The 18510-nt window shown below is 65.0% G+C and carries 15 protein-coding genes; all 15 read right to left on the bottom strand.

Annotation, left to right across the window (positions count from 1 at the left end):
- Positions 1-224: 224 nt before the first annotated feature.
- Positions 225-1049, bottom strand: coding sequence for an SDR family oxidoreductase (locus LOY33_RS21070; RefSeq protein ID WP_054914855.1), 825 nt, complete (start codon positions 1047-1049; stop codon positions 225-227).
- Complete coding sequence (locus tag LOY33_RS21065) at positions 940-1419, bottom strand: thioredoxin family protein (protein WP_258659971.1); 480 nt, start codon at positions 1417-1419, stop codon at positions 940-942. The genes LOY33_RS21070 and LOY33_RS21065 overlap by 110 nt, the downstream gene beginning before the upstream one ends.
- A 76-nt stretch (positions 1420-1495) precedes the next feature.
- Positions 1496-1960, bottom strand: coding sequence for a hypothetical protein (locus tag LOY33_RS21060; protein ID WP_043860996.1), 465 nt, complete (start codon positions 1958-1960; stop codon positions 1496-1498).
- Between the two features lie 136 nt (positions 1961-2096).
- A complete protein-coding gene (locus LOY33_RS21055) occupies positions 2097-3548 on the bottom strand; it encodes a mannose-1-phosphate guanylyltransferase/mannose-6-phosphate isomerase (RefSeq protein ID WP_043860997.1) in 1452 nt (483 codons plus the stop codon).
- 33 nt (positions 3549-3581) lie between these two features.
- On the bottom strand, positions 3582-4229 hold the full coding sequence (locus tag LOY33_RS21050) for an alginate O-acetyltransferase AlgF (protein WP_043860998.1): 648 nt from the start codon (positions 4227-4229) through the stop codon (positions 3582-3584).
- A gap of 12 nt (positions 4230-4241) precedes the next feature.
- Positions 4242-5405, bottom strand: coding sequence for an alginate O-acetyltransferase (locus tag LOY33_RS21045; protein ID WP_054914853.1), 1164 nt, complete (start codon positions 5403-5405; stop codon positions 4242-4244).
- An 11-nt stretch (positions 5406-5416) separates the two neighbouring features.
- Positions 5417-6874 (bottom strand): MBOAT family protein, encoded by a 1458-nt coding sequence (locus LOY33_RS21040; RefSeq protein ID WP_054914852.1) that lies wholly within the window; start codon positions 6872-6874, stop codon positions 5417-5419.
- Between the two features lie 127 nt (positions 6875-7001).
- Entirely contained in the window at positions 7002-8108 is a 1107-nt protein-coding gene (locus LOY33_RS21035) for a mannuronate-specific alginate lyase (RefSeq protein ID WP_058541092.1), read from the bottom strand.
- A 7-nt stretch (positions 8109-8115) separates the two neighbouring features.
- Positions 8116-9558, bottom strand: a complete 1443-nt coding sequence (locus LOY33_RS21030) for an alginate O-acetyltransferase (protein ID WP_043861001.1) — start codon at positions 9556-9558, stop codon at positions 8116-8118.
- 11 nt (positions 9559-9569) lie between these two features.
- Entirely contained in the window at positions 9570-11129 is a 1560-nt protein-coding gene (gene algG / locus LOY33_RS21025) for a mannuronan 5-epimerase AlgG (protein WP_043861002.1), read from the bottom strand.
- An 18-nt stretch (positions 11130-11147) separates the two neighbouring features.
- Entirely contained in the window at positions 11148-12632 is a 1485-nt protein-coding gene (locus LOY33_RS21020; protein ID WP_058540863.1) for an alginate export family protein, read from the bottom strand.
- The gene (algK, locus tag LOY33_RS21015; protein WP_258659967.1) at positions 12629-14017 is read right to left on the bottom strand and encodes an alginate biosynthesis TPR repeat lipoprotein AlgK; all 1389 of its coding nucleotides are present in this window, start codon (positions 14015-14017) and stop codon (positions 12629-12631) included. Before algK ends, LOY33_RS21020 begins: the two co-directional genes overlap by 4 nt.
- Before the next feature lie 103 nt (positions 14018-14120).
- On the bottom strand, positions 14121-15287 hold the full coding sequence (locus tag LOY33_RS21010; RefSeq protein ID WP_258659965.1) for an alginate biosynthesis protein Alg44: 1167 nt from the start codon (positions 15285-15287) through the stop codon (positions 14121-14123).
- A gap of 36 nt (positions 15288-15323) precedes the next feature.
- Positions 15324-16814 (bottom strand): mannuronan synthase, encoded by a 1491-nt coding sequence (gene alg8 / locus LOY33_RS21005; protein ID WP_408980669.1) that lies wholly within the window; start codon positions 16812-16814, stop codon positions 15324-15326.
- Positions 16815-16876: 62 nt separating this feature from the next.
- Positions 16877-18193, bottom strand: coding sequence for a nucleotide sugar dehydrogenase (locus LOY33_RS21000; RefSeq protein WP_043861007.1), 1317 nt, complete (start codon positions 18191-18193; stop codon positions 16877-16879).
- Positions 18194-18510 lie beyond the last annotated feature (317 nt).

Here is an 18510-nt window from a genome sequence, read left to right as displayed (position 1 = left end):
GCCTGATTGCATTTGTGAGAAAGGCTGCCAGCAGGCAGCGGTGCTCCGACCTTGGAGATTTCTCCCTGATTGCCTGGAGCGCGCCGCCGCTGTGGCAATGCAGCCGATCCAGTACGAGGGCGATTCTTGGCCTTGGAGACGCTTTGGAAAATGCTCTGGTGTGCACTTTATAGTTAGCGATAGGGTCAGCTATCGCCGGCGCAGGCCCCCGCAAACCGGGCAGATCACAGGCTGCGGTCGAGGCCGAAACGTTTCTTCAGCACCTTTTCCAACAGCCGTTTGGGCAGCACGCCGGCCAGCAGCGGCAAGGCGCGGCTGCCGTTGCCCAGGCGCAGCAGGTCGGGCGGGGTACGCTGCTGTACGGCCTTGAGCAGGCCCTGGGCGAACGCGCTGGCGGGGGTCGGTCTGTCCTGCGAGGCGCGGGCGCGGGCGCGCACCTGCTCGCGCAATGGCCACCACGGCGAGTCTTGCGCCAGCACCTGCTCGGCCTCGCGCCCGGCATTGCTGGCGAAGCTTGAGGCGATGGCGCCGGGCTGCACTTCCATCACGCCGATGCCGAACGGCGCCAGTTCCAGGCGCAGCGCATCGCTGAGCGCATGCACCGCCGCCTTGGATGCGCAATAGGCGCCGGCGAACGGGGTGACCAGCACACCCGACACGCTGCCGATGTTCACCACCAGGCCGCGATTGCGTCGCAGCAAGGGGAACAGTGCACGGGTCACACCGATCAGTGCGAACACGTTGGTCTCGAACTGGCGCTGCATGGCCTCGACACCGCCGTCCAGCAGCGGCCCCATCGCGCCGTAGCCGGCGTTGTTGATCAGGATGTCGAGGCCGCCATGGGCCGTTTCGATGGCGTCGGCCAGGCGCACCAGGGCGTCCTCGTCGTTGACGTCCAGCTGGCGGCTGCTGAAGCCGGCCTTGATCAGCGTGGCGACGTCATCGGCCTTGCGCGCAGTCGCCCACACGTCGTAGCCGGCGGACTTGAAGCTGTCGGCGAGGGCGCGGCCGATGCCGCTGGAGCAACCGGTGATCAGGACGACGGGCATGGAAGGGGGCTCTCCTCAGAATGTGGTGTTCGGTCAGGGCGTCGATCAGCCGGGTGATGCTCGTGGCGCACACCACGAGGTTGTGGCCGGCGACGGGCAACAGGATATGTGAAGGCAGATAGTGCAGCGACAGGCTCTGGAACAGGCAGGTCAGGGCCGGTTCTTGCGGGTGATCCTCGAACAGGTCGACGTTGAAATAGTGGAAGTCGACCTGAGGATGTTGACTGCCAAGCCGTGCGACACCGGGATGCATCGTGCGGCAAGGCGGGCAACTGGCCGAGCCCACCATGACCATGGCCGGGCGTTGGCGTGTGCAATCATCGAGCAGCGCCTGGAGCTGGTCGAGGCGGGTCACGGGCCTGAGTGACATGGTGGTGCCTCCTGCAAGAATTGCGGTGCGCTCCATTCAACCCCGGCTGGCGTGTCTCAGGTAACTGGCAAAAATACTAGTTGGCAAAGCCACCCTGCAGGTGCTCGGCACGAAATTCCAGGGTTTGCGGACGGTAGCCTGAGCGCAGGGGGGGCAGGGGCAGGCAGTCGTGCCAGCTGGCCTCGGGCTGCAGGTCGCCGGGGCCGCGGTAGCGCGGTGCGGCGTAGGTGTTCTCGGCCAGGTTGACGGTGTCGCCGGGGGCGTAGGCGGCCACGCGCCAGCGCAGCTCGACCAGCGGCACGCGGTTGGCGTTCTTTATCTGTACGCGCAGCGGCCGGTCGGCCGGGCAGGCGTCGGGGGCGTAGTCCAGGCGCAGTTCCAGGCGGGCCAGCTGGCTGGCCTCGCGGTTGTCCAGCCACACCACCCACAGGCCCACCAGGCCCAGACCGAGCAGCGCGGCCATGGAGATCGGCAAGGCCTTGGCCGGGTAGCGCAGCAGCAGGACCAGCCAGGTGAGGATGAGCAGGATACCGATGAACATGGAGGGCGCCTTGGGTGCGGATGAAGGATCATCCTACCCTGATAAAAGCATCGCGGGTCAAGCCCGCTCCCACAGGTTCGATGGCGACCGTTGTGGGAGCGGGCTTGACCCGCGAAAAGGCCTTCCGGGCTTCAGATCACTGTGCGATGGTCTTGATCGACACCCCGCGCTCCACTGGCGTGGAGCGCCCGTAGATGTCTTCGAAACGCTCGATGTCGTCCTCGCCCAGGTAGCTGCCCGACTGCACCTCGATGATCTCCAGCGGGATCTTGCCCGGGTTGCGCAGGCGGTGCACCGAGGCGATCGGGATGTACGTGGACTGGTTCTCGCACAACAGGAACACGTTCTCGTCGCACGTCACCTCGGCCGTGCCCGACACCACGATCCAGTGCTCGGCACGGTGGTGGTGCATCTGCAGCGACAGGCTGGCGCCGGGTTTTACCGTGATGTGCTTGACCTGGAAGCGCCCGCCCATGTCCACCGAGTCATACGAGCCCCACGGGCGGTACACCTCGCAGTGGTTCTGGGTTTCGTTGCGGCCCTGGGCGTCCAGGGTGTTGACCATCTGCTTGACCCCCTGAACCTTGTCCTTGTGCGCGATCATCATGGCGTCCTTGGTCTCGACCACCACGATGTTCTCCAGGCCGATCACCGATACCAGCTTGCCGTTGCCGTGGATCATGCAGTTGTGGCTGTCCTGCACCACCACGTCGCCCTTGGTCACGTTGCCGTTGGTGTCCTTCTCGTGCACGTCCCACAGCGACGACCAGCAGCCCACGTCGCTCCAGCCCGCACTCAGCGGCACCACGCAGGCGCGCTGGGTCTTTTCCATCACCGCGTAGTCGATGGAGTTGTCCGGGCAGCAGGCGAAGGTGGCCTCGTCGATGCTGATGCTGTCGCCGTCTTCCAGGCTGCGCTCCAGGGTCAGCAGGCAGGTGTCGTAGATGTCGGGGTCGTGCTTTTTCAGCTCTTCGAGGAAGCGGCTGGCGCGGAACAGGAACATGCCGCTGTTCCAGTAGTAGCCGCCACTTTTGACGAACTCGGTGGCGCGTTTTTCGTCCGGTTTTTCAACGAACTGTGCCACGCGGCTGATGCCTTCGGGCAGCAGGGCGTCCTGGCTCGACTTGATGTAGCCGTAGCCGGTTTCCGGCTTGGTCGCCGGCACCCCGAACAGCACCATTTCGCCGCGTTCGGCGGCCACCGTGGCCAGGGCCAGGGCGCGTTGCAGGGCCTTCTGGTCGTCCAGCACGTGGTCGGCCGGCAGCACCAGCATCAGCTCGTCGCGGCCTTCGTTGACCAGTTTCATGGCCGTGAGCGCCACGGCCGGCGCGGTGTTGCGCCCGAACGGTTCCATCAGGATCGCCTGGGTGTCCAGGTTCAGGTTGGCCAACTGCTCGTTGACGATGAAACGGTGGTCCTTGTTGCACACCACGATGGGCGCGTCCATGCCGTCGAACACCAGGCGCGACAGGGTTTGCTGGAACAGCGTGTGTTCACCGGTCAGGGCCAGGAACTGCTTGGGGAATTGCTTGCGCGACAGGGGCCACAGACGCGAGCCGCTACCACCGGACAGGATGACTGGAATCATGGGTAATCTCCGAACGTTGAAAGGGGCAGTTGATTAACGGGTGGACACAGGGCGCTTGACCCAGACCGGCGACAGGTTGCTGCCACTGCCGGTCACATACAGCACGGCCGCTTCGCCACGTTCGAGCGCAACGGGCTTGAGGTCGCTGACTTTCTTGTCGCCTTCATACAGCGCCAGGCTGACCTTGACCGGGTTGATCTCGCGCTCGCCGCGCGCCTTGGCCGCCACCGGCTTGACCACTTCGGTCTTGCCATCGGCGGTCTTCAGGGTCAGGGCCTGGTCGCTCAGGTTCTGCACGCGTACCAGGGATTTCTGCTTGTTCTTGAACGGCGGTTCCTCGACCAGTTGCGGCTGGCCGCTGCCGTGGTTGACCAGGGTGTAGTAGTGATCGCCCGCCAGCTTGACCGGTACGGTCTGGCTGCCGACCTTGGCGCTGTAGTCGCCCTGGGGCATGAAGCTGAAATCGCTGCTGCCCTGGGCGGCCACTTCGCTGATCTGGGTGTTGCCGACACTGGCGGCCACCGGCTGGTTGCCGGCGTTGTACAGGCGCACGAAGGTCGAGCCCTTGGGCGCGCTGGGGCCATACAGTGCGGCGTCGGCGCCGGCCCAGGCCTGCAGCGAGAGCAGGCTCATGCCGGCGGTCAGGGCGAATGCTTTGGCAATGCGGTGCTTGGTGGTCATGTGCAGTTCCTCTCAGTGTTGCGTCCGATTGGACGACAGGGCCATGTCTTGATTGGCGGTACGGGTTTGCTTCAGCTGGGCGATCCACTGCGGATCGAAGGCGCTGAGGTCGTTTTTCATTGGCAGATAACGTTCCGGGAACTCCCATACCAGCACCTGTGGGGCGCTGGTCTTGAAGGCGTCGGTCTGCAGGTACTTGAGCATCGGCAGCAGCGGGCCATGGCCGTCCTCGGCGTAATTGACCACGTCGCTGCGCAGCGCCTGCTGCAACGCACCGAGGAAGTTCCAGTGCGGGTTGGCGCTGTAGCTGGTGCCGATCAGCGCCACGGGGATCTCGTTGTCGGCAAACAGCGCGTCGTCGCTGTCGGCCTGGTCCTGGGCCCGGGCAGGGCGGGTGGTGCGTTGCTGCAGGCTGTCCGGGGCCGGCAGCAGGTGGCTGAACAACGGGTCCAGCGGCAGGAAGTTGGTGAGGTCGCCCTTGTACGGTGTGGCGGCTTTGGCTTCGGTGACGAACTGCTGCGGCGTGCCGCTGAGCAGGGTCTGGCGGGCCACGGCTTCTGCCAGGTGGCGTGCCACCACCTCGGCGCCCAGTGGTGTCCAGTGGGTGTCGGTGCGCAGGAACACCTGGCCCTGGGCCTTGGCCGCCTGCAGCGGGCCGAGCAGGTCCGGGGCGAACACGCCGGCCTGGCGCGCCTTGGCATGGAACTGGTTGTACAGGTCGGCATGCAGGCTGGCGGGCGTCTGCTCACCGATGTACTCCGGGTACAGGCGGGCCTTGGCCGGAATGATCGCCAGCACCAGTTGCACACCGTGCTGCTTGAGGGTGTCGCGCACGCCGCGGATCAGTGCGAGGTTCTCGGCCTCGAACTGTTCGCTGCCGGCCACCGGCTTGAACTCTTCATCGCTGAACAGCCATTGCTCGCGGCCCAGCACCACACCCGGGCGGCCTTCGTTGAACAGTTTGAAGTCCAGCGCCGCCCAGAGGTTGGTGCCCAGGCGCTTGATCGGGAACTGCGCGTCGTAGTGGGTTTCGGCGGCCTTGGCCAGCTTGCCGTCGAGCAGGGACATCTGCGCGGTACGCTGGAAACTGCCCAGGCCCCCCAGCGACCAGATACCCAGGCCCAGCAGCAGGGCCATGAACAGCACGGCGTAGAGTTTGCGTAATGATCGGGTCATGGTCGGCTCGCTCAGAACTGGAAGTAGAGGAACGGCGAGTAGCTTTGCGCCGAGAGTTTGAGGATCGAGGCCACGAACAGCAGCAGCACCAGCGCGCGGGTCATGTACAGGCCCCAGTCCAGGCTCACGCTGCCGTCGCCATGCACGGCCACCGGGCTGGCCTTGGCCGTGGGCTTGGCGTTGCGGTAGAAGTCGCGCAGGCCGAAGAACGCCAGGCTCAGGTAGGCGATCACCAGGGTGGCCACTTGCAGGCCGGTGAGGCTGGCGCGGTTGAGCTCCGACAGCTGCCATTCACCGAAGCTGAACATGGCGCCGTACATGCGCCCGGCCACGTGCAGGTTTTCGGCGCGGAAGATCACCCAGCCCATCACCACCAGCAGGAAGGTGAAGGCCCACTTGACCGGGTTGAAGCGCTGCGGGTTGGTGTCCAGGCCCAGTGCGCGCTCGATCGCCAGCCACATGCCGTGCCAGGCGCCCCAGATGATGTAGGTGAAGTTGGCGCCGTGCCACAGGCCGCCCAGCAGCATGGTCAGGAACAGGTTGCGGTAGGTGGCGAAGGTGCCGCCGCGGTTGCCGCCCAGGGTGATGTACAGGTAGTCGCGCAGCCAGGTGGACAGGCTGATGTGCCAGCGCCGCCAGAACTCGGTGATCGACTGGCTGATGTAGGGCTGCTTGAAGTTCTCCATGAAGCGAAAGCCCATCATCAGGCCCAGGCCGATGGCCATGTCGCTGTAGCCGGAGAAGTCGAAGTACAGCTGCGCGGTGTAGGCCAGTGCGCCCAGCCAGGCGTCGCCGGTGGTCGGGTTCTGCAGGGCGAAGCAGTGGTCGGCGACCACCGCCAGGGTGTCGGCGATGAACACCTTCTTGATGAAGCCCTGCATGAACCGCGTGCAGCCTTCGGAGAACTTGTCCAGGGTGTGGGTGCGGTGGTTGAACTGGTCGGCCAGGTCGCGAAAGCGCAGCACGGGGCCGGCGATCAGGTGCGGGAAGATCGCCACGAACGCGGCGAAGTCGATCAGGTTGCGGGTGGCCGGGGTGTCGCCGCGGTACACGTCGATGATGTAGCTGATCGACTCGAAGATGTAGAACGAGATGCCGATGGGCAACAGGATGTGGGTGAGGATGAACGGCTCCAGGCCGTACGAGGTCATGATCGCGTTGATGCTGTCGACGCCGAAGTTGGCGTACTTGAAGTAGCCCAGGATACCCAGGTCGACCACCACCCCCAGCAGCAGCCAGCGCTGGGCCGGCTTGGTGCGCACGCCGGCGGCGCCCACCTTGAGGCCGATCCAGTAGTTCCACAGGGTGACCGCGGCGAACAGCGCCAGGAAGTCCACCCGCCACCAGGCGTAGAACACGTAGCTGGCCAGCAGCAGCAGGGCGTTGCGGTAGCGTTGCCCGCTCAGGTAGTACAGGCCGAGAAAGATCGGCAGGAACAGGAACAGGAACACATTGGACGAGAACACCATCCCGATCTCTCCTTGTCGTTATCCACAATCGGGGCAGCAGCCCCCCAAACCCCCCGCTGAAATTGCGGGGGAACCAGATCAAAAGCATCGCGGGTCAAGCCCGCTCCCACAGGGATTGCGGTCGTTGCTACTTCTTCTGTTCTGCCTGCGGGTCGTAGACGCGCGTCAGGTCGCCGCCCAGGCGGAAACTCTTGAACGGCTGCATCGCGTGCTTGCGCTTGAGCGCATCGGCGTCGCACTGGTACAGGCTGCACCACGGCTCAAGCCAGGCGTATTTGCTGTCGATCTTCAGATCGTCCATGTCCTGCTTCTGGCCATTGCGCGCCTTGAACGCACTCGGGTCTCTGGCCCCGGACAACACCCGCTCGCCCAGGCGCTTGAGCGCGCCGTTGTTTTCCGGGCGCAGGTCCACGCCGTTGGCCTGGGCGAAGCTGGCGATCATCGACAGCGGCGGCAGTGCGTAGTTGTGGTACGCCAGGGCGCGCTGCTTGCGCTTCATCTCGTTGGGCAGAAAGCCCTGCGCATCGACCTGGTTGGCACCCACGCGGTACTCCTTCACGGCCCAGTCGAACAGGTCGCGGCGATCGGTCGCCACCGCCGTGGCCATCACCGACCAGGCGGCCCAGTACGAGTGGTTGTTGATCTTTTCCAGCGGCAGGTCGCTCCAGTCCTTGACCGTCTGCTCGGCCAGGCGCGCGAACCATTTCTCGATCTGTTCGGCCTGGGCCTGGTGCGCCGCCAGTGGCTGTGCGTTGGAGAACTTCAGGCGCAGGTATGCCGAGCTCAGGCTGCCCAGCGCCCATTTGCGCATCGACTTGCCGGTGTGGTTGTAGTCGGTGGACATCAGCGCATCGGCCTGCGCCCAGGTGCCCAGCCACTGCAGGGTGCAGTCCAGCTGCTGCGGACGGCCGTCGCGCATGTACTGCATCACCTGCTTGCTGACCCCGCGCTCCAGCGTGGTGATGCTGGCGGTGGAATCGCGAAAGGCCTGTTCGGATGCCTTGTTCAGCGTCGCGCGGGCCTTGTCCGAGCCTTCGTACTTGCTGCGAAACTGCAGCGCGCCGGTGTAGGGCTTGGGCACGGCTTCACAGGTGAAGTCGTTGGGGCTGGTCTTGGGTTTCTCGATGCCGGCGTAGTAGCCCTGCGGCGGGACCAGCCCGCCGGCCTGCACCGCCGGGCCGAACAGGGCCAGGGCGAGCAGGGCGGGGGTGGCAAGGGTGCGGATGGATGTCATGTGCGCCTCACAGGCCGGCCTGGGCAGCATGCTGCCCGGCGCCGGCGATCGGGTTGCGTGTACACAGCCTGGCCTGGACCTTCTGGCTGCCGCTTTCGGGACCCTGCACTTCCACCGCGAGCAAGGTCTGGTTGGCCCAGTCCTCGTCCTCGCGCAGCTGGAAGGCGAAGCGTCCGTCGGTGTCGGAGGTTTCGGGTTTTTCGATCTTCAGGTCCTCGTGACGACCATTGAGGTACCACAGGGTGGCCTGCAAGGTCTTGACCGACTTGTCTTCGAACTGGATGTCCAGTTGATGGCGGCCGTTGACCAGGTTCTTGATCACGCCGTTCTTGCCATTGACCAGCAGCTCGTTGGTGCCCGGCTTGAGCGAGGTGCTGACGCTCATCTGCGCAGGCTTGCCTTCGCAGCCGTTGTCGAGCAGGGCGAGCATCTGGCGCCAGATGGTTTCCTGGTCCAGGCGGTACAGCGGCGAGAACTCCCACACCAGGATCTTGGGCGGGTTGTTCTGGAACTCTTCGCTGCCCAGGTACTGGATCATCGAACCTTCCAGGCCGCCACCGGGGAACGCGACGTTGAGCACGTCGGCGCCGATGTACTGCTGCAGAAAACCCGAGAAGTTGTAGTTCTTGCCGCTGTGGCTGGTGCCCACCAGGGTGATCTGCGGGTTGCCCGAGTCGCCGAACAGGTCGTCGCCGCCACTCTCGCCCTTGGGCTCGGTGACGAACTGGTCCATGTACTGCACCGCGTAGCTGGTGCCGCACAGTTGGCCGGCGACGTTGTGCAGGGTGCCGGTCTTGCCCATGCGGCCGGACGGGTGGCTTTCGAATTCACGCCGCGGGATGTCGGCGAAGGCCGGCATGCTGTGCACGGTGTCGGCCACGATTTTTGCCGCACGCTCGGCGCCATAGGGCGTCCAGTGCTGGTCGCCGCGGAAGTAGAAGTCCTTGCCCTGCTGCGCGGCCGGCAACTGTTCGTTGGTCAGCGGCGACAGGTCGGGCACGTTGTAGCCCATTTGGGCGAAGCGCTTGAGCATGGCCTGGTAGTTGCGCAGGGCCTTCTCGTAGTTGAACGCGGCCTTGTCGGCCGGGTTGAGCATGTTGCGGTTCACCAGGCCACGGGTGGGCTGGTACACCACCACCAGTTCCACGCCGCGCGCCTTGAACGCATCGTGCACCTGCTGCAGGCGTTTGTAGCCGGCCGGGGTGGTGGTGAATTCGGTGCGCAGGTCTTCGCGGGTACGGAACAGCCAGTCGCCCTGGGCTTGCACCAGGGTGGTGAAGTTCTGCTGGTAGCGGGTGGTGTAGCGGCTGGCATCGTGGGCTTCGGGGCACAGTTGGCAGCACGGCTGGGCGGTGAAGCTGGGCGCCTGCACCTCGTCGGCACGCACGCCGTTGCTGATCGCCAGCAGCGCCGCACTCAGGCCAAGCAGTTTCATCAGGTGTGGGGTCATGTCAGGTTTCCTCAATCCGCCATGTCGGTCTGGCGTTCGACCGGGTCGATCAGTACGGCTTTGCCCTGGCGCACCATCAGGTCGAGAATCTCGTCCTGGCGATCGCCCAGCACCCCGGAGAAACTGATGCCGCTGGACTTGCTCGGGGCCAGCATCGACACCCGGTACAGCTCCACGCTCAGGGGCGAGTCGATCGACAGCGGTCCGCTGCCGTTGGCCGCCAGTTCACCGCCCACCACGATCAGCGACACCTTGGTGTCGAACGGGTCCAGGTCGATGTCGCGGTCGGTATCGGACAGGTCCTTGATGTGCCCGTACACACCCACCAGGCCGTTGGCCATGGCGAGGTTTTCGTACAGGCGGATGTTCACGCTGTTGCGCACGCGGATGCCGTGGCGACGGTTGCTGATGACCTTGTTGCCCCAGATCAGGTTGTCGCCGCTTTCGTACAGGGTGATGCCGTCGGTGTGGTTGCGGTAGATCTCGTTGTAGGCGATCAGGTTGTTGACGCTGTTACGGTCGATCACCACGCCCGAGAGCTTGTTGTCGTAGCTCTTGTTGTTGATGATCCAGCTGTCGTTGACCTCGCGCGAGACGATGATGCCGTGCTTCTTCTTGGTGCCATGCACGGTGTTGCCGGCGATGATCAGGCGGTGCGAACGGTCGTGGGGGTCGATGCCGTACACGATGTTGTCGCGGTAGGTGTTGTCCTTGACCACGAAGTCGCTGGTCTCGTAGCAGTAGAAGCCGTACCACATGTCGCTGAACTCGGAGCCGATGATCCAGCCGGTGGGTTCGGGGCGGCCCATCTGCTTGGCCATGTTGGGCGTGTACTGCGAAATGCTCACGCCGTAGGACTTGCTCTGGGCATAGCCGAAGCTGGCCATGCGGGTGTTGACGATGTAGGTCTCGGTGCCGCCCCACGAGAGCAGGAACGGGCGAAATTCCTTGGGGGTGCGGAAGGTCGCCGGGCCGTTGTCCTTTTCGCGCCAGCCGGTGACGCGGGTGTCGCTGACGAACAGCTTGCCGTCGTTGACGATGAACGCACCGCCTTCCTGGGACAGGCGCAGCTCCTTGACCTTGGCATCGATCTCGAGCACGCCCTTTTGCCCCACCACGATCGGCAGGCGCGACAGGTATACCCCCGGCGCGGTTTCACGCAGGTACTGGGCCGGCACGTGCTTGCTCAGCTCGGTGAAGTCGACATGCCCGTCATCGACGAAGATCGCCTGCGGGATGCCGTGCTGGCGGGCTACCCATTCGGCCATCTTGTTGTCGCCGCCGATGAACTCCTTGAGGGCGTCTTCCTGCAGCATGCGGCGTACCGTGACCTTGCCCTTGCGTGCACGCTGGATCTTGGCCTGCACCGCTTCGGCGGTGTAGCCGCTGAGGTCGGGCAGGGTCGGCGCCGGGATCTGCAACGGCTCGATCGGCGCGCTGCTGACGGTGTAGGTCTTGGCGTGCTGCAGCTCTTTGGCCGGGCTGGCCACGGGCAGGCCGTTGGCCAGGGCGATGCTGCTGGCCAGCAGCAGGCTGCCGGCGATCAGCGTGTTGAGCGGGTAAAGGTTCATGTCAATGCACTCCAGGCATCAGAAACGCCAGATCACGTCGATGAAGGCGCGGTGCATGTACGAGTCCGCTTCCTTGCCATAGGCGTCGCCTGGCTTGAACACCCCACCGCGAAAGCGCACCAGTGCCGACGGTTCGTCGATCGACTGGCTCAGCGCGGCCGGCAGCAGGCCCTGCTTGAAGTACTTGGTGACCACCAGGTCCATCTCCTGGCCGAGGTCTTTTTCGCCCTGGATCAGCGGGCGGTTGATGCCGTCATCATCGACCACTGCGTTGATGCCGCTGCTGCCGATGTTCTGCTTGCCGTCGACGCGCCAGAACTTGTGGTACACCAGGCTTGCGTCGTAGTCGTCGCGCAGTTGCCAGGAGGTGAACAGGGTGGCGGCCTGCAGGTTGCCCAGCTCGCCACGGAAGGCCTCGCCGAAGCGGTGCACACGCGAGCGGGTGCCGGTGAAGTTGGAGCGGTTGCTCTCAAGGCCGGTCTGTTCGAAGTTGCCCGAGCCGTCGCTGCCACCGCCGCCGCTGCCGCGGGCATAGGCCGCGCCGACCTGCCAGTTGGGGTCCAGGCGCAGGCGGATGCCCAGGTCGGTGGCCCAGGCGTTGACATCGCCGCTCTGCTTTTGCGTGGCCAGCTGGTCGCCGTTGGCCAGGGTGGTGGCGCTCAGGCGATCACGGTCGCCGGTGAGCCAGGTGACGCTGCCCCAGTAGTTGACGGTGTTCTGGTTGCGCCAGTTGTAGGCGTCGCTGTTGGCCTCAAGGCCCAGCCAGGTGAGGTCGCCGTTGCGGGTCTTGTCCAGCGGGTCGAGGGTCTCGCCCGGGTTCTTCAGCTTGCCGTCGTCGTGGGTGTGGTGCGCGCGCAGGCCGACCCAGTGGCCGGGGGTCCATTGCGCGGCCACGTCGCCGTAGACGTGCAGGCGGTCCTTGTCTTCGGGGGCCAGGTCGGTGAGGTCGGTGCGGTACTCGCTGAAACGCTGGGCCACGCCGGCGTTGGCGCGCAGCAGGGTGGTGTCGAAGGTCCAGTTCAGCGCCTCGATGTTGGTGTCGCGCCACATGCCGTCGTCGCTGCGCAGGCGCTGGCGGCCCAGGCGCAGTTGCTCGCCGGGGTAGGCGGTCAGGCCGCTGTAGCCGACCCAGAACTCGCGCATGGCCAGGTAGCTCTTGTCCTGCTCGCGGCCGCTGGCGCGGCGGGTTTCGACCTGGCTGTCGTCGTCGGCCTGGCGCAGGGTGTCGGTGTCGATGGTGTCGGTGGCGGTGACCGCCTGGCCCATGGCGTAGGCGCTCCAGTTGCCGCGCTCGCCATACACCCAGGGGCGCAGGTCCAGGCCCAGGCCGTTGACGTCGCCGCCGGAGCGGGTGCCCAGGTCGCGGTCATCCTCGGACTGGCCGGTGACTTTCACTTCCAGGCCGAAGTTCTTCTCGGCGGTCATCGCGGCCAGGGTCGGGCACGACCAGAGCAGGGCACAGCCCAGGCCCAGGCCGGCCTTCATCCACGGGTTGAGTGTCATAGGGATTCCTCGCCGTCTTGTTCGGTGGTGTCCTGCAGGGCCTGCATGGCCTGGGCACCGGGGCCCTGACCCATGGCGCCACGGGCCTGGCGCTCCTGTTGCAACAGGTGCTGGGCCTGGGCCTTCTGCGGGGCGGATAGCTGCTGGTCGAGCTCGCCGGCCATTGCCGTCGATTGCTCGCTGGGGTTGGCCTGCGCCAGTTGCGCGAACACCCAGGCGTTGACCAGGTCCTGGCGAATGCCGCGACCTTCGCTGAACAGCTGGGCCAGCGCGTAGTCGGCGCTGAGCTGGCCGCCACGGGCGGCGCGCAGCAGGTGATCGACGGCTTTCTGCGGTTCGACCTGGCCCAGATAGCCACGGCGGTAGAGCTGGCCGAGGTAGTAGTGGGCGCTGATTTCGCCGGCATCGGCGGCGGACTGCAGGTGCGTCTCGGCTTTTTTCGCGTCGGCCGGCACGGCCTTGCCTTCGTAGTAGAGGCGGCCCAGCAGCAGCTCGGCGCGCGGTTGTGCGGCCTCGCGGCCCTTGTCGATGTAGGCCAGCAACTGGTCGCTGTCGCCCAGCTCGGGGAAGCTGTAGAGCAGTTGCGCCAGGCTGACCCAGGACGCGGGGTTGCTCGGTGCGACCTGTTCGAGCAGGGCCTGGGCGGTTTTCTCGTCGGTCTGGCCCAGGCTGGGGTCGGCCAGTACGCGGGCCACGCTGTCGACCCGGCTGGCCGGTACCGCACCGCGGGCATAGGCGGCCTTGAGCTGGTCGATCAGCGCGGCCTGTTGTTCGGGCTGGGCACGCTTCTGGTACACGCTGGCCAGTTCCACATAGCAGATGTCGGTGCTGGCCAGTGCGGCCTTGCAGATACGTTCCACCTCGTCCAGGTGCTGGTCGTAGGTGTTCTGGGTACGGTACAGCAGCACCTGGGCCAGGCCCGCCTCGGGGTAGCCGGCGGCGCGCCATTGGTCGATCTGCTGCTGGGCATCGACGTCGGGGAAACTCTGCGGGTATTGCAGGTAGAGCATGGCCAGCGGGATCAGGGTGTTGCTTTCGCCGGCGGCGAAGGCCTGCTTGAGCAGGCCCTGGGCCTCGTGGCGCTCGGCCTCGCTGCTGTCGGGCTTGGCCACCAGCAGACGGCCGAGGCGGGCCTGGGCGCGGGGCGAGGTGCGGGCGGCGGCGCGGTAGGTGGCCTCGGCCTGCCTGAGCTTGGCCGGGTCACCGGTTTCGACCTGGATATCGGCCAGGCCTACCTGGGCCTCGCTGTAGCCCAGGTCGGCGAGTTGCTGGTAGTTGCGCTCGGCCAGGGCGGTGTCGCCGCGCTTGAGGGCTTCGTTGGCCAGGCGCTGGTCGGGCAGGCCGGCGCAACCGGCCAGGCTGATGGCCAGGGCCAGTGCACCCATCGGTAGGAGCCGGCCTTGCCGGCGAAGGGGGCTGCACGATTCGCCGGCAAGGCCGGCTCCTACAGGGATCGCGGTGTGTTGGGTAGTCACCGGCATGTCCTCTTCAAAGCCCACGGGCCACGGCCTTGTCGATCAGCCAGTCCATCGACGGGCCCCGGTCGCTGTTGACCGACACCGGGCGCCCGGCCAGCTCGCTGGGCATCGGCGCATCCGGCTTGATCTGCACGCGAATGTCCGAAGACAGGTCGTCGCTGTTCTGGCTGGTGCTGCTGACGATGCGACCCTGGCGCACGTCGTCTTCGCCGGCCACCTGGAAGTTGACGCGGGTGCCGGGCTGTACTTCGTCGAACTGGCGGTAGCTGAAACGGGCCTCGATGATCGGGTTGGTGGTGCGCGGGATCAGCTGGAAGATCACTGCGCCCTTGCTCGCGTATTGCCCGTCATCCACCAGCTGCCTGGCCACCACGCAGTCGCACGGGCTGGTGAGGGTGCCGCTGAGCTGCTTGCCGAACAGTTCCTCGACCCGCGCCGGCTCCAGTTGCTGGTCGTCCAGGTGGCCCTTGAGCAGGTCGAGCATGCTGGTGTTGAACGAGGCCAGCGGCGCGCCCTTGACCACCGGGCCGTCCGCCTTCACCAGGCTCTGCACGGTGCCGTCGCGCGGCATGGTGACGTTGGTGGTGGGGACGCTGACCACCCCGGCTTCGGCATGGCTGATGAAGTACAGGCCGTACACCGACTTGGCGATGAAGCCGAACGCGGCCACGCCGACCACGAACACGCCGAGGCTGAAGGTGACCGCACGCAGGCGGCCGAAGGCGCTCAAGCCGCCGCCGGTGTCCTTCTGCTTGCGCGCCTTGGTGAAGTTGTCGCGTTGCAGGGTGCTGAGCACGTCGCCGATGCTGATCAGCTCGCCCGACAGGTGCGAGGTGATGATGTGGCGCAGGGTGGCGATGTCGCGCTGTTCCAGGTTCTGGAACTGCACGCCGGTACGACCGTCGGCGACGTTGTGCGAGCGCACCTGGAACTCGATGTCGATGGCCAGGCCCAGGTTGTCGACCACGAACTGCAGGCGGCCGCGCACCACTTCGCCGACCTTCAGCGGGTGGCGGGTGTAGAAGCTCAGGCCACCGGCCGAGAGGTCCTCGACCTTGACTTCGAGGGTCTCGCGGTTGGCCCCCAGGTAGCGCAGCTTGGCGGGGATCTTTACCCGGGCGTGCTGACGCTGGGCTTCGGACTCATGCACGACATTGGCATTCACGGCGGTATTCATGGCGATATGTTCCTGTTTATTCCGTAGGGCGGCGGCTCACACGACCATGAACAGCACAGCGACGAAGATGCTGGCTGCCGAGAAGGTCATGGTCCGCGAAGACCAGGTGTTGAACCATTGTTGAAAGCTCGCGAGGTCGCGTTTGAGCGCAGTGGGCTGGCGGGTCCAGGACTGCTTGTCGAGGCGGAAGAACACGTAGATCTTCATGATTGCGCCGACGATCTGGTTGTAATAGAGAATCAGCGGGTAGGCCGGGCCGATGGCATGCCCCGAGCACATCAGCATCAGGGTCAGGATCAGGCGGGTGGTGCCGATCCACAGCAGGTACACCAGCAGGAAGGCAGGGCCGAACTTGAGGCTGGCGATCAGCGCCACGGTGAGCCCGAGCAGGCTGGTCCACATCGACACGCGCTGGTCGAACAGCACCACGCTGGTGAACAGGCCGAGGCGGCGAACGCCCAGGCCCAGGGCGCGGGAGTTCTGGCGCAGGTTGTTGCCGTACCAGCGGTACATGAGCTTGCGGCTGGCCTTGATGAAGCTCTTTTCCGGCGGGTGCTCGACCGTGTTGATCGCCGCATCCGGCACGTAGAACGTGTCGTAGCCCAGGCGCATGAGGCTGAACCAGCTGGACTTGTCGTCGCCGGTGAGGAACTTGAAGCGGCCCAGGCGCCAGTGCTGCAGCGAGTCGTTCTCGACGTCCTTGATGAACTCGGGGTTGGTCACCACGGCGGCGCGGAACACCGACATGCGCCCGGTCATGGTCAGCACGCGCTTGGACAGGGCCATCGAGCACATGTTGATGTGGCGCTGGGCAAAGCGCAGTTTGTGCCACTCGCTCATGATGTAGCCGCCGCGCACTTCGCAGAATTCGTTGGTGGTCAGGCCACCGACATTGGGGTAGAGCTTGAACCAGGGCACGGTCTTGGCCACCACGCCTTCGCCGAGCACGGTGTCGCCGTCGATCACCGCGACCACTGCGTTCTCGTCGGGCAGGTGGCGCGAGATGGCGCGAAAGCCGTAGGCCAGGCCGTCACGCTTGCCGGTGCCGGCGATGCGCACGAAGTCCAGGGCCACGCGGTCGGGCGGGTTGAACTTGGCCCACAGGCTTTTCACCAGCAGTTCGTCGCTCATTTCCACCAGCGAGCAGACCACGGTGGTGGGGTAGCCGCAGTCGATTGCCTCGCGGATCACCGAGCTGTACACCTGCGCGGTGGTCAGGGCGTCGATGCGAAAGCTGGTGACCATCAGGTACACGTGTGACGGGTCGGCCGCGCTGCCCAGTTTGCGCACCTTGCGTCGCAGCATCGGGTAGACGATGTAGAGGAACAGCATGCCCCGCACGAAGTGCGTGGCACCCATGGAATAACGCCAGATTCCGACAGCGCCGATGAGGAAGATGAAGTCCTTGGAGTCGGGGTCGAAAACGGTCTTGGGCAAGGCCAGGGCGATCAGCATGAGCAGGCTCACGTAGAACAGCCATCCGGCGACCTGTAGCAGGCCGTGCTTGAGCCTTTGCATGGTGTGCATCCGTAGCGAATGAATGGGAAGGAACTGCACGGGGCTGGGGCGACCCCGTGCAGTGGCTGCTGTTACCAGCAGATGCCTTCGGTGCGGCTGGTGGGGCAGGTCGGCTTGCCCATGAAGCCGACCAGGTCGATGACCTGCTTGCCGGCCGGGGCCTGTTGCGCCAGCGCACGGAACTTCTCGTCGCGGTTACCCAGCACGATCACGTCGGCGTGGTTGATCACCTGCTCGAAGTCGGCGTTGAGCAGGGACGAGACGTGGGGGATCTTCGACTCGATGTAGTCCTTGTTGGCGCCGTGCACGCGGGCGTACTCGACGTTGCTGTCGTAGATGTTGAGCTCGTAGCCCTTGCCGATCAGGCGTTCGGCCAGTTCCACCAGCGGGCTCTCGCGCAGGTCGTCGGTGCCGGCCTTGAAGCTCAGGCCCAGCAGGGCAACCTTGCGCTTGTCGTGGCTTTCGATGATGTCGAAGGCGTTCTGCACCTGGGACTCGTTGCTGGTCATCAGCGAGTTGAGCAGCGGCGCCTTCACGTCCAGGCTGCCGGCGCGGTAGGTGAGGGCGCGCACGTCCTTGGGCAGGCACGAGCCGCCGAAGGCGAAGCCTGGGCGCATGTAGTACTGCGACAGGTTCAGGGCCTTGTCCTGGCACACCACTTCCATCACTTCGCGGCCATCGACGCCGCAGGCCTTGGCGATGTTGCCGATCTCGTTGGCGAAGGTGACCTTGGTGGCGTGCCACACGTTGCAGGTGTACTTGATCATCTCGGCCACTTCGATGTCCTTGCGGATGATCGGGGCGTCGAGCTCTTCGTAGAGGGCCTGCAGCACGTCGCCGCTGGCGCGGTCGAGTTCACCGATGACAGTCATCGGCGGCTGGTCGTAGTCCTTGATCGCGGTGCTTTCGCGCAGGAACTCGGGGTTGACCGCCACGCCGAAATCGACGCCGGCCTTCTTGCCCGAGCAGTCTTCGAGAATCGGGATCACCACGTTCTTGACGGTGCCCGGCAGTACGGTGCTGCGCACCACGATGGTGTGGCGGCTGCTCTTGTCGCGCAGTACCAGACCGATTTCGCGGCACACCGACTCGATGTATTCCAGGCCCAGGTCGCCGTTCTTCTTGCTCGGCGTACCGACGCAGATCATCGACACGTCGCTGTCGCGAATGGCCTGGGCAAAATCGGTGGTGCCCCGCAGGCGCTGGTTGGCAATGCCTTGCTGCAACAGGGCTTCGAGGCCCGGTTCCACGATGGGGGATTTGCCCTGGTTGATCAGGTCGATCTTGGTCGCCGATACATCCACGCCGATCACTTCATGGCCCCGGGCGGACAGGCAGCCCGCACAGACCGCACCTACATAACCCAAACCAAAGATGCTGATACGCATCGCATTCACCTCATGTGTTTATCATGTCGGCGCACAACTAAGCGCCAGACCGGGTTGGTTGACCAGCAAATTCAGGGTGCACGGAAGTGTCACGGTTAAACCGCTAACTGCCGGCAGGCAAATTAAATTGGAGTGCGAAAAATAAACGGCACTCAAGTTGGCGGCTAATGGCCATTTACATTAGGGGGTGAGCCCTGGACGGTATCCGTCTTTATTGCAGTACCCACTGCGCGTACTGCTGTGCTTGTTATTTCAAGTGGATTAAATCCTTTGAAATCAACCACTAGGACGATTTTTAAGGGTGCTCTCTCCTGGCT

It is taken from the genome of Pseudomonas sp. B21-036 (assembly GCF_024748925.1).
In the GTDB taxonomy this organism is placed as follows: domain Bacteria; phylum Pseudomonadota; class Gammaproteobacteria; order Pseudomonadales; family Pseudomonadaceae; genus Aquipseudomonas; species Aquipseudomonas palmensis.
The sequence above is the reverse complement of the archived record's forward strand: the minus strand, read 5'-3'. Positions and strand labels throughout refer to the sequence as shown.

Bases quoted from the DNA above. Each gene is read 5' to 3' on its own strand.
- LOY33_RS21070 (WP_054914855.1), bottom strand. From the start codon at position 1,049: ATGCCCGTCGTCCTGATCACCGGTTGCTCCAGCGGCATCGGCCGCGCC.
- LOY33_RS21065 (WP_258659971.1), bottom strand. From the start codon at position 1,419: ATGTCACTCAGGCCCGTGACCCGCCTCGACCAGCTCCAGGCGCTGCTC.
- LOY33_RS21060 (WP_043860996.1), bottom strand. From the start codon at position 1,960: ATGTTCATCGGTATCCTGCTCATCCTCACCTGGCTGGTCCTGCTGCTG.
- LOY33_RS21055 (WP_043860997.1), bottom strand. From the start codon at position 3,548: ATGATTCCAGTCATCCTGTCCGGTGGTAGCGGCTCGCGTCTGTGGCCC.
- LOY33_RS21050 (WP_043860998.1), bottom strand. From the start codon at position 4,229: ATGACCACCAAGCACCGCATTGCCAAAGCATTCGCCCTGACCGCCGGC.
- LOY33_RS21045 (WP_054914853.1), bottom strand. From the start codon at position 5,405: ATGACCCGATCATTACGCAAACTCTACGCCGTGCTGTTCATGGCCCTG.
- LOY33_RS21040 (WP_054914852.1), bottom strand. From the start codon at position 6,874: ATGGTGTTCTCGTCCAATGTGTTCCTGTTCCTGTTCCTGCCGATCTTT.
- LOY33_RS21035 (WP_058541092.1), bottom strand. From the start codon at position 8,108: ATGACATCCATCCGCACCCTTGCCACCCCCGCCCTGCTCGCCCTGGCC.
- LOY33_RS21030 (WP_043861001.1), bottom strand. From the start codon at position 9,558: ATGACCCCACACCTGATGAAACTGCTTGGCCTGAGTGCGGCGCTGCTG.
- algG (WP_043861002.1), bottom strand. From the start codon at position 11,129: ATGAACCTTTACCCGCTCAACACGCTGATCGCCGGCAGCCTGCTGCTG.
- LOY33_RS21020 (WP_058540863.1), bottom strand. From the start codon at position 12,632: ATGACACTCAACCCGTGGATGAAGGCCGGCCTGGGCCTGGGCTGTGCC.
- algK (WP_258659967.1), bottom strand. From the start codon at position 14,017: ATGGGTGCACTGGCCCTGGCCATCAGCCTGGCCGGTTGCGCCGGCCTG.
- LOY33_RS21010 (WP_258659965.1), bottom strand. From the start codon at position 15,287: ATGAATACCGCCGTGAATGCCAATGTCGTGCATGAGTCCGAAGCCCAG.
- alg8 (WP_408980669.1), bottom strand. From the start codon at position 16,814: ATGCACACCATGCAAAGGCTCAAGCACGGCCTGCTACAGGTCGCCGGA.
- LOY33_RS21000 (WP_043861007.1), bottom strand. From the start codon at position 18,193: ATGCGTATCAGCATCTTTGGTTTGGGTTATGTAGGTGCGGTCTGTGCG.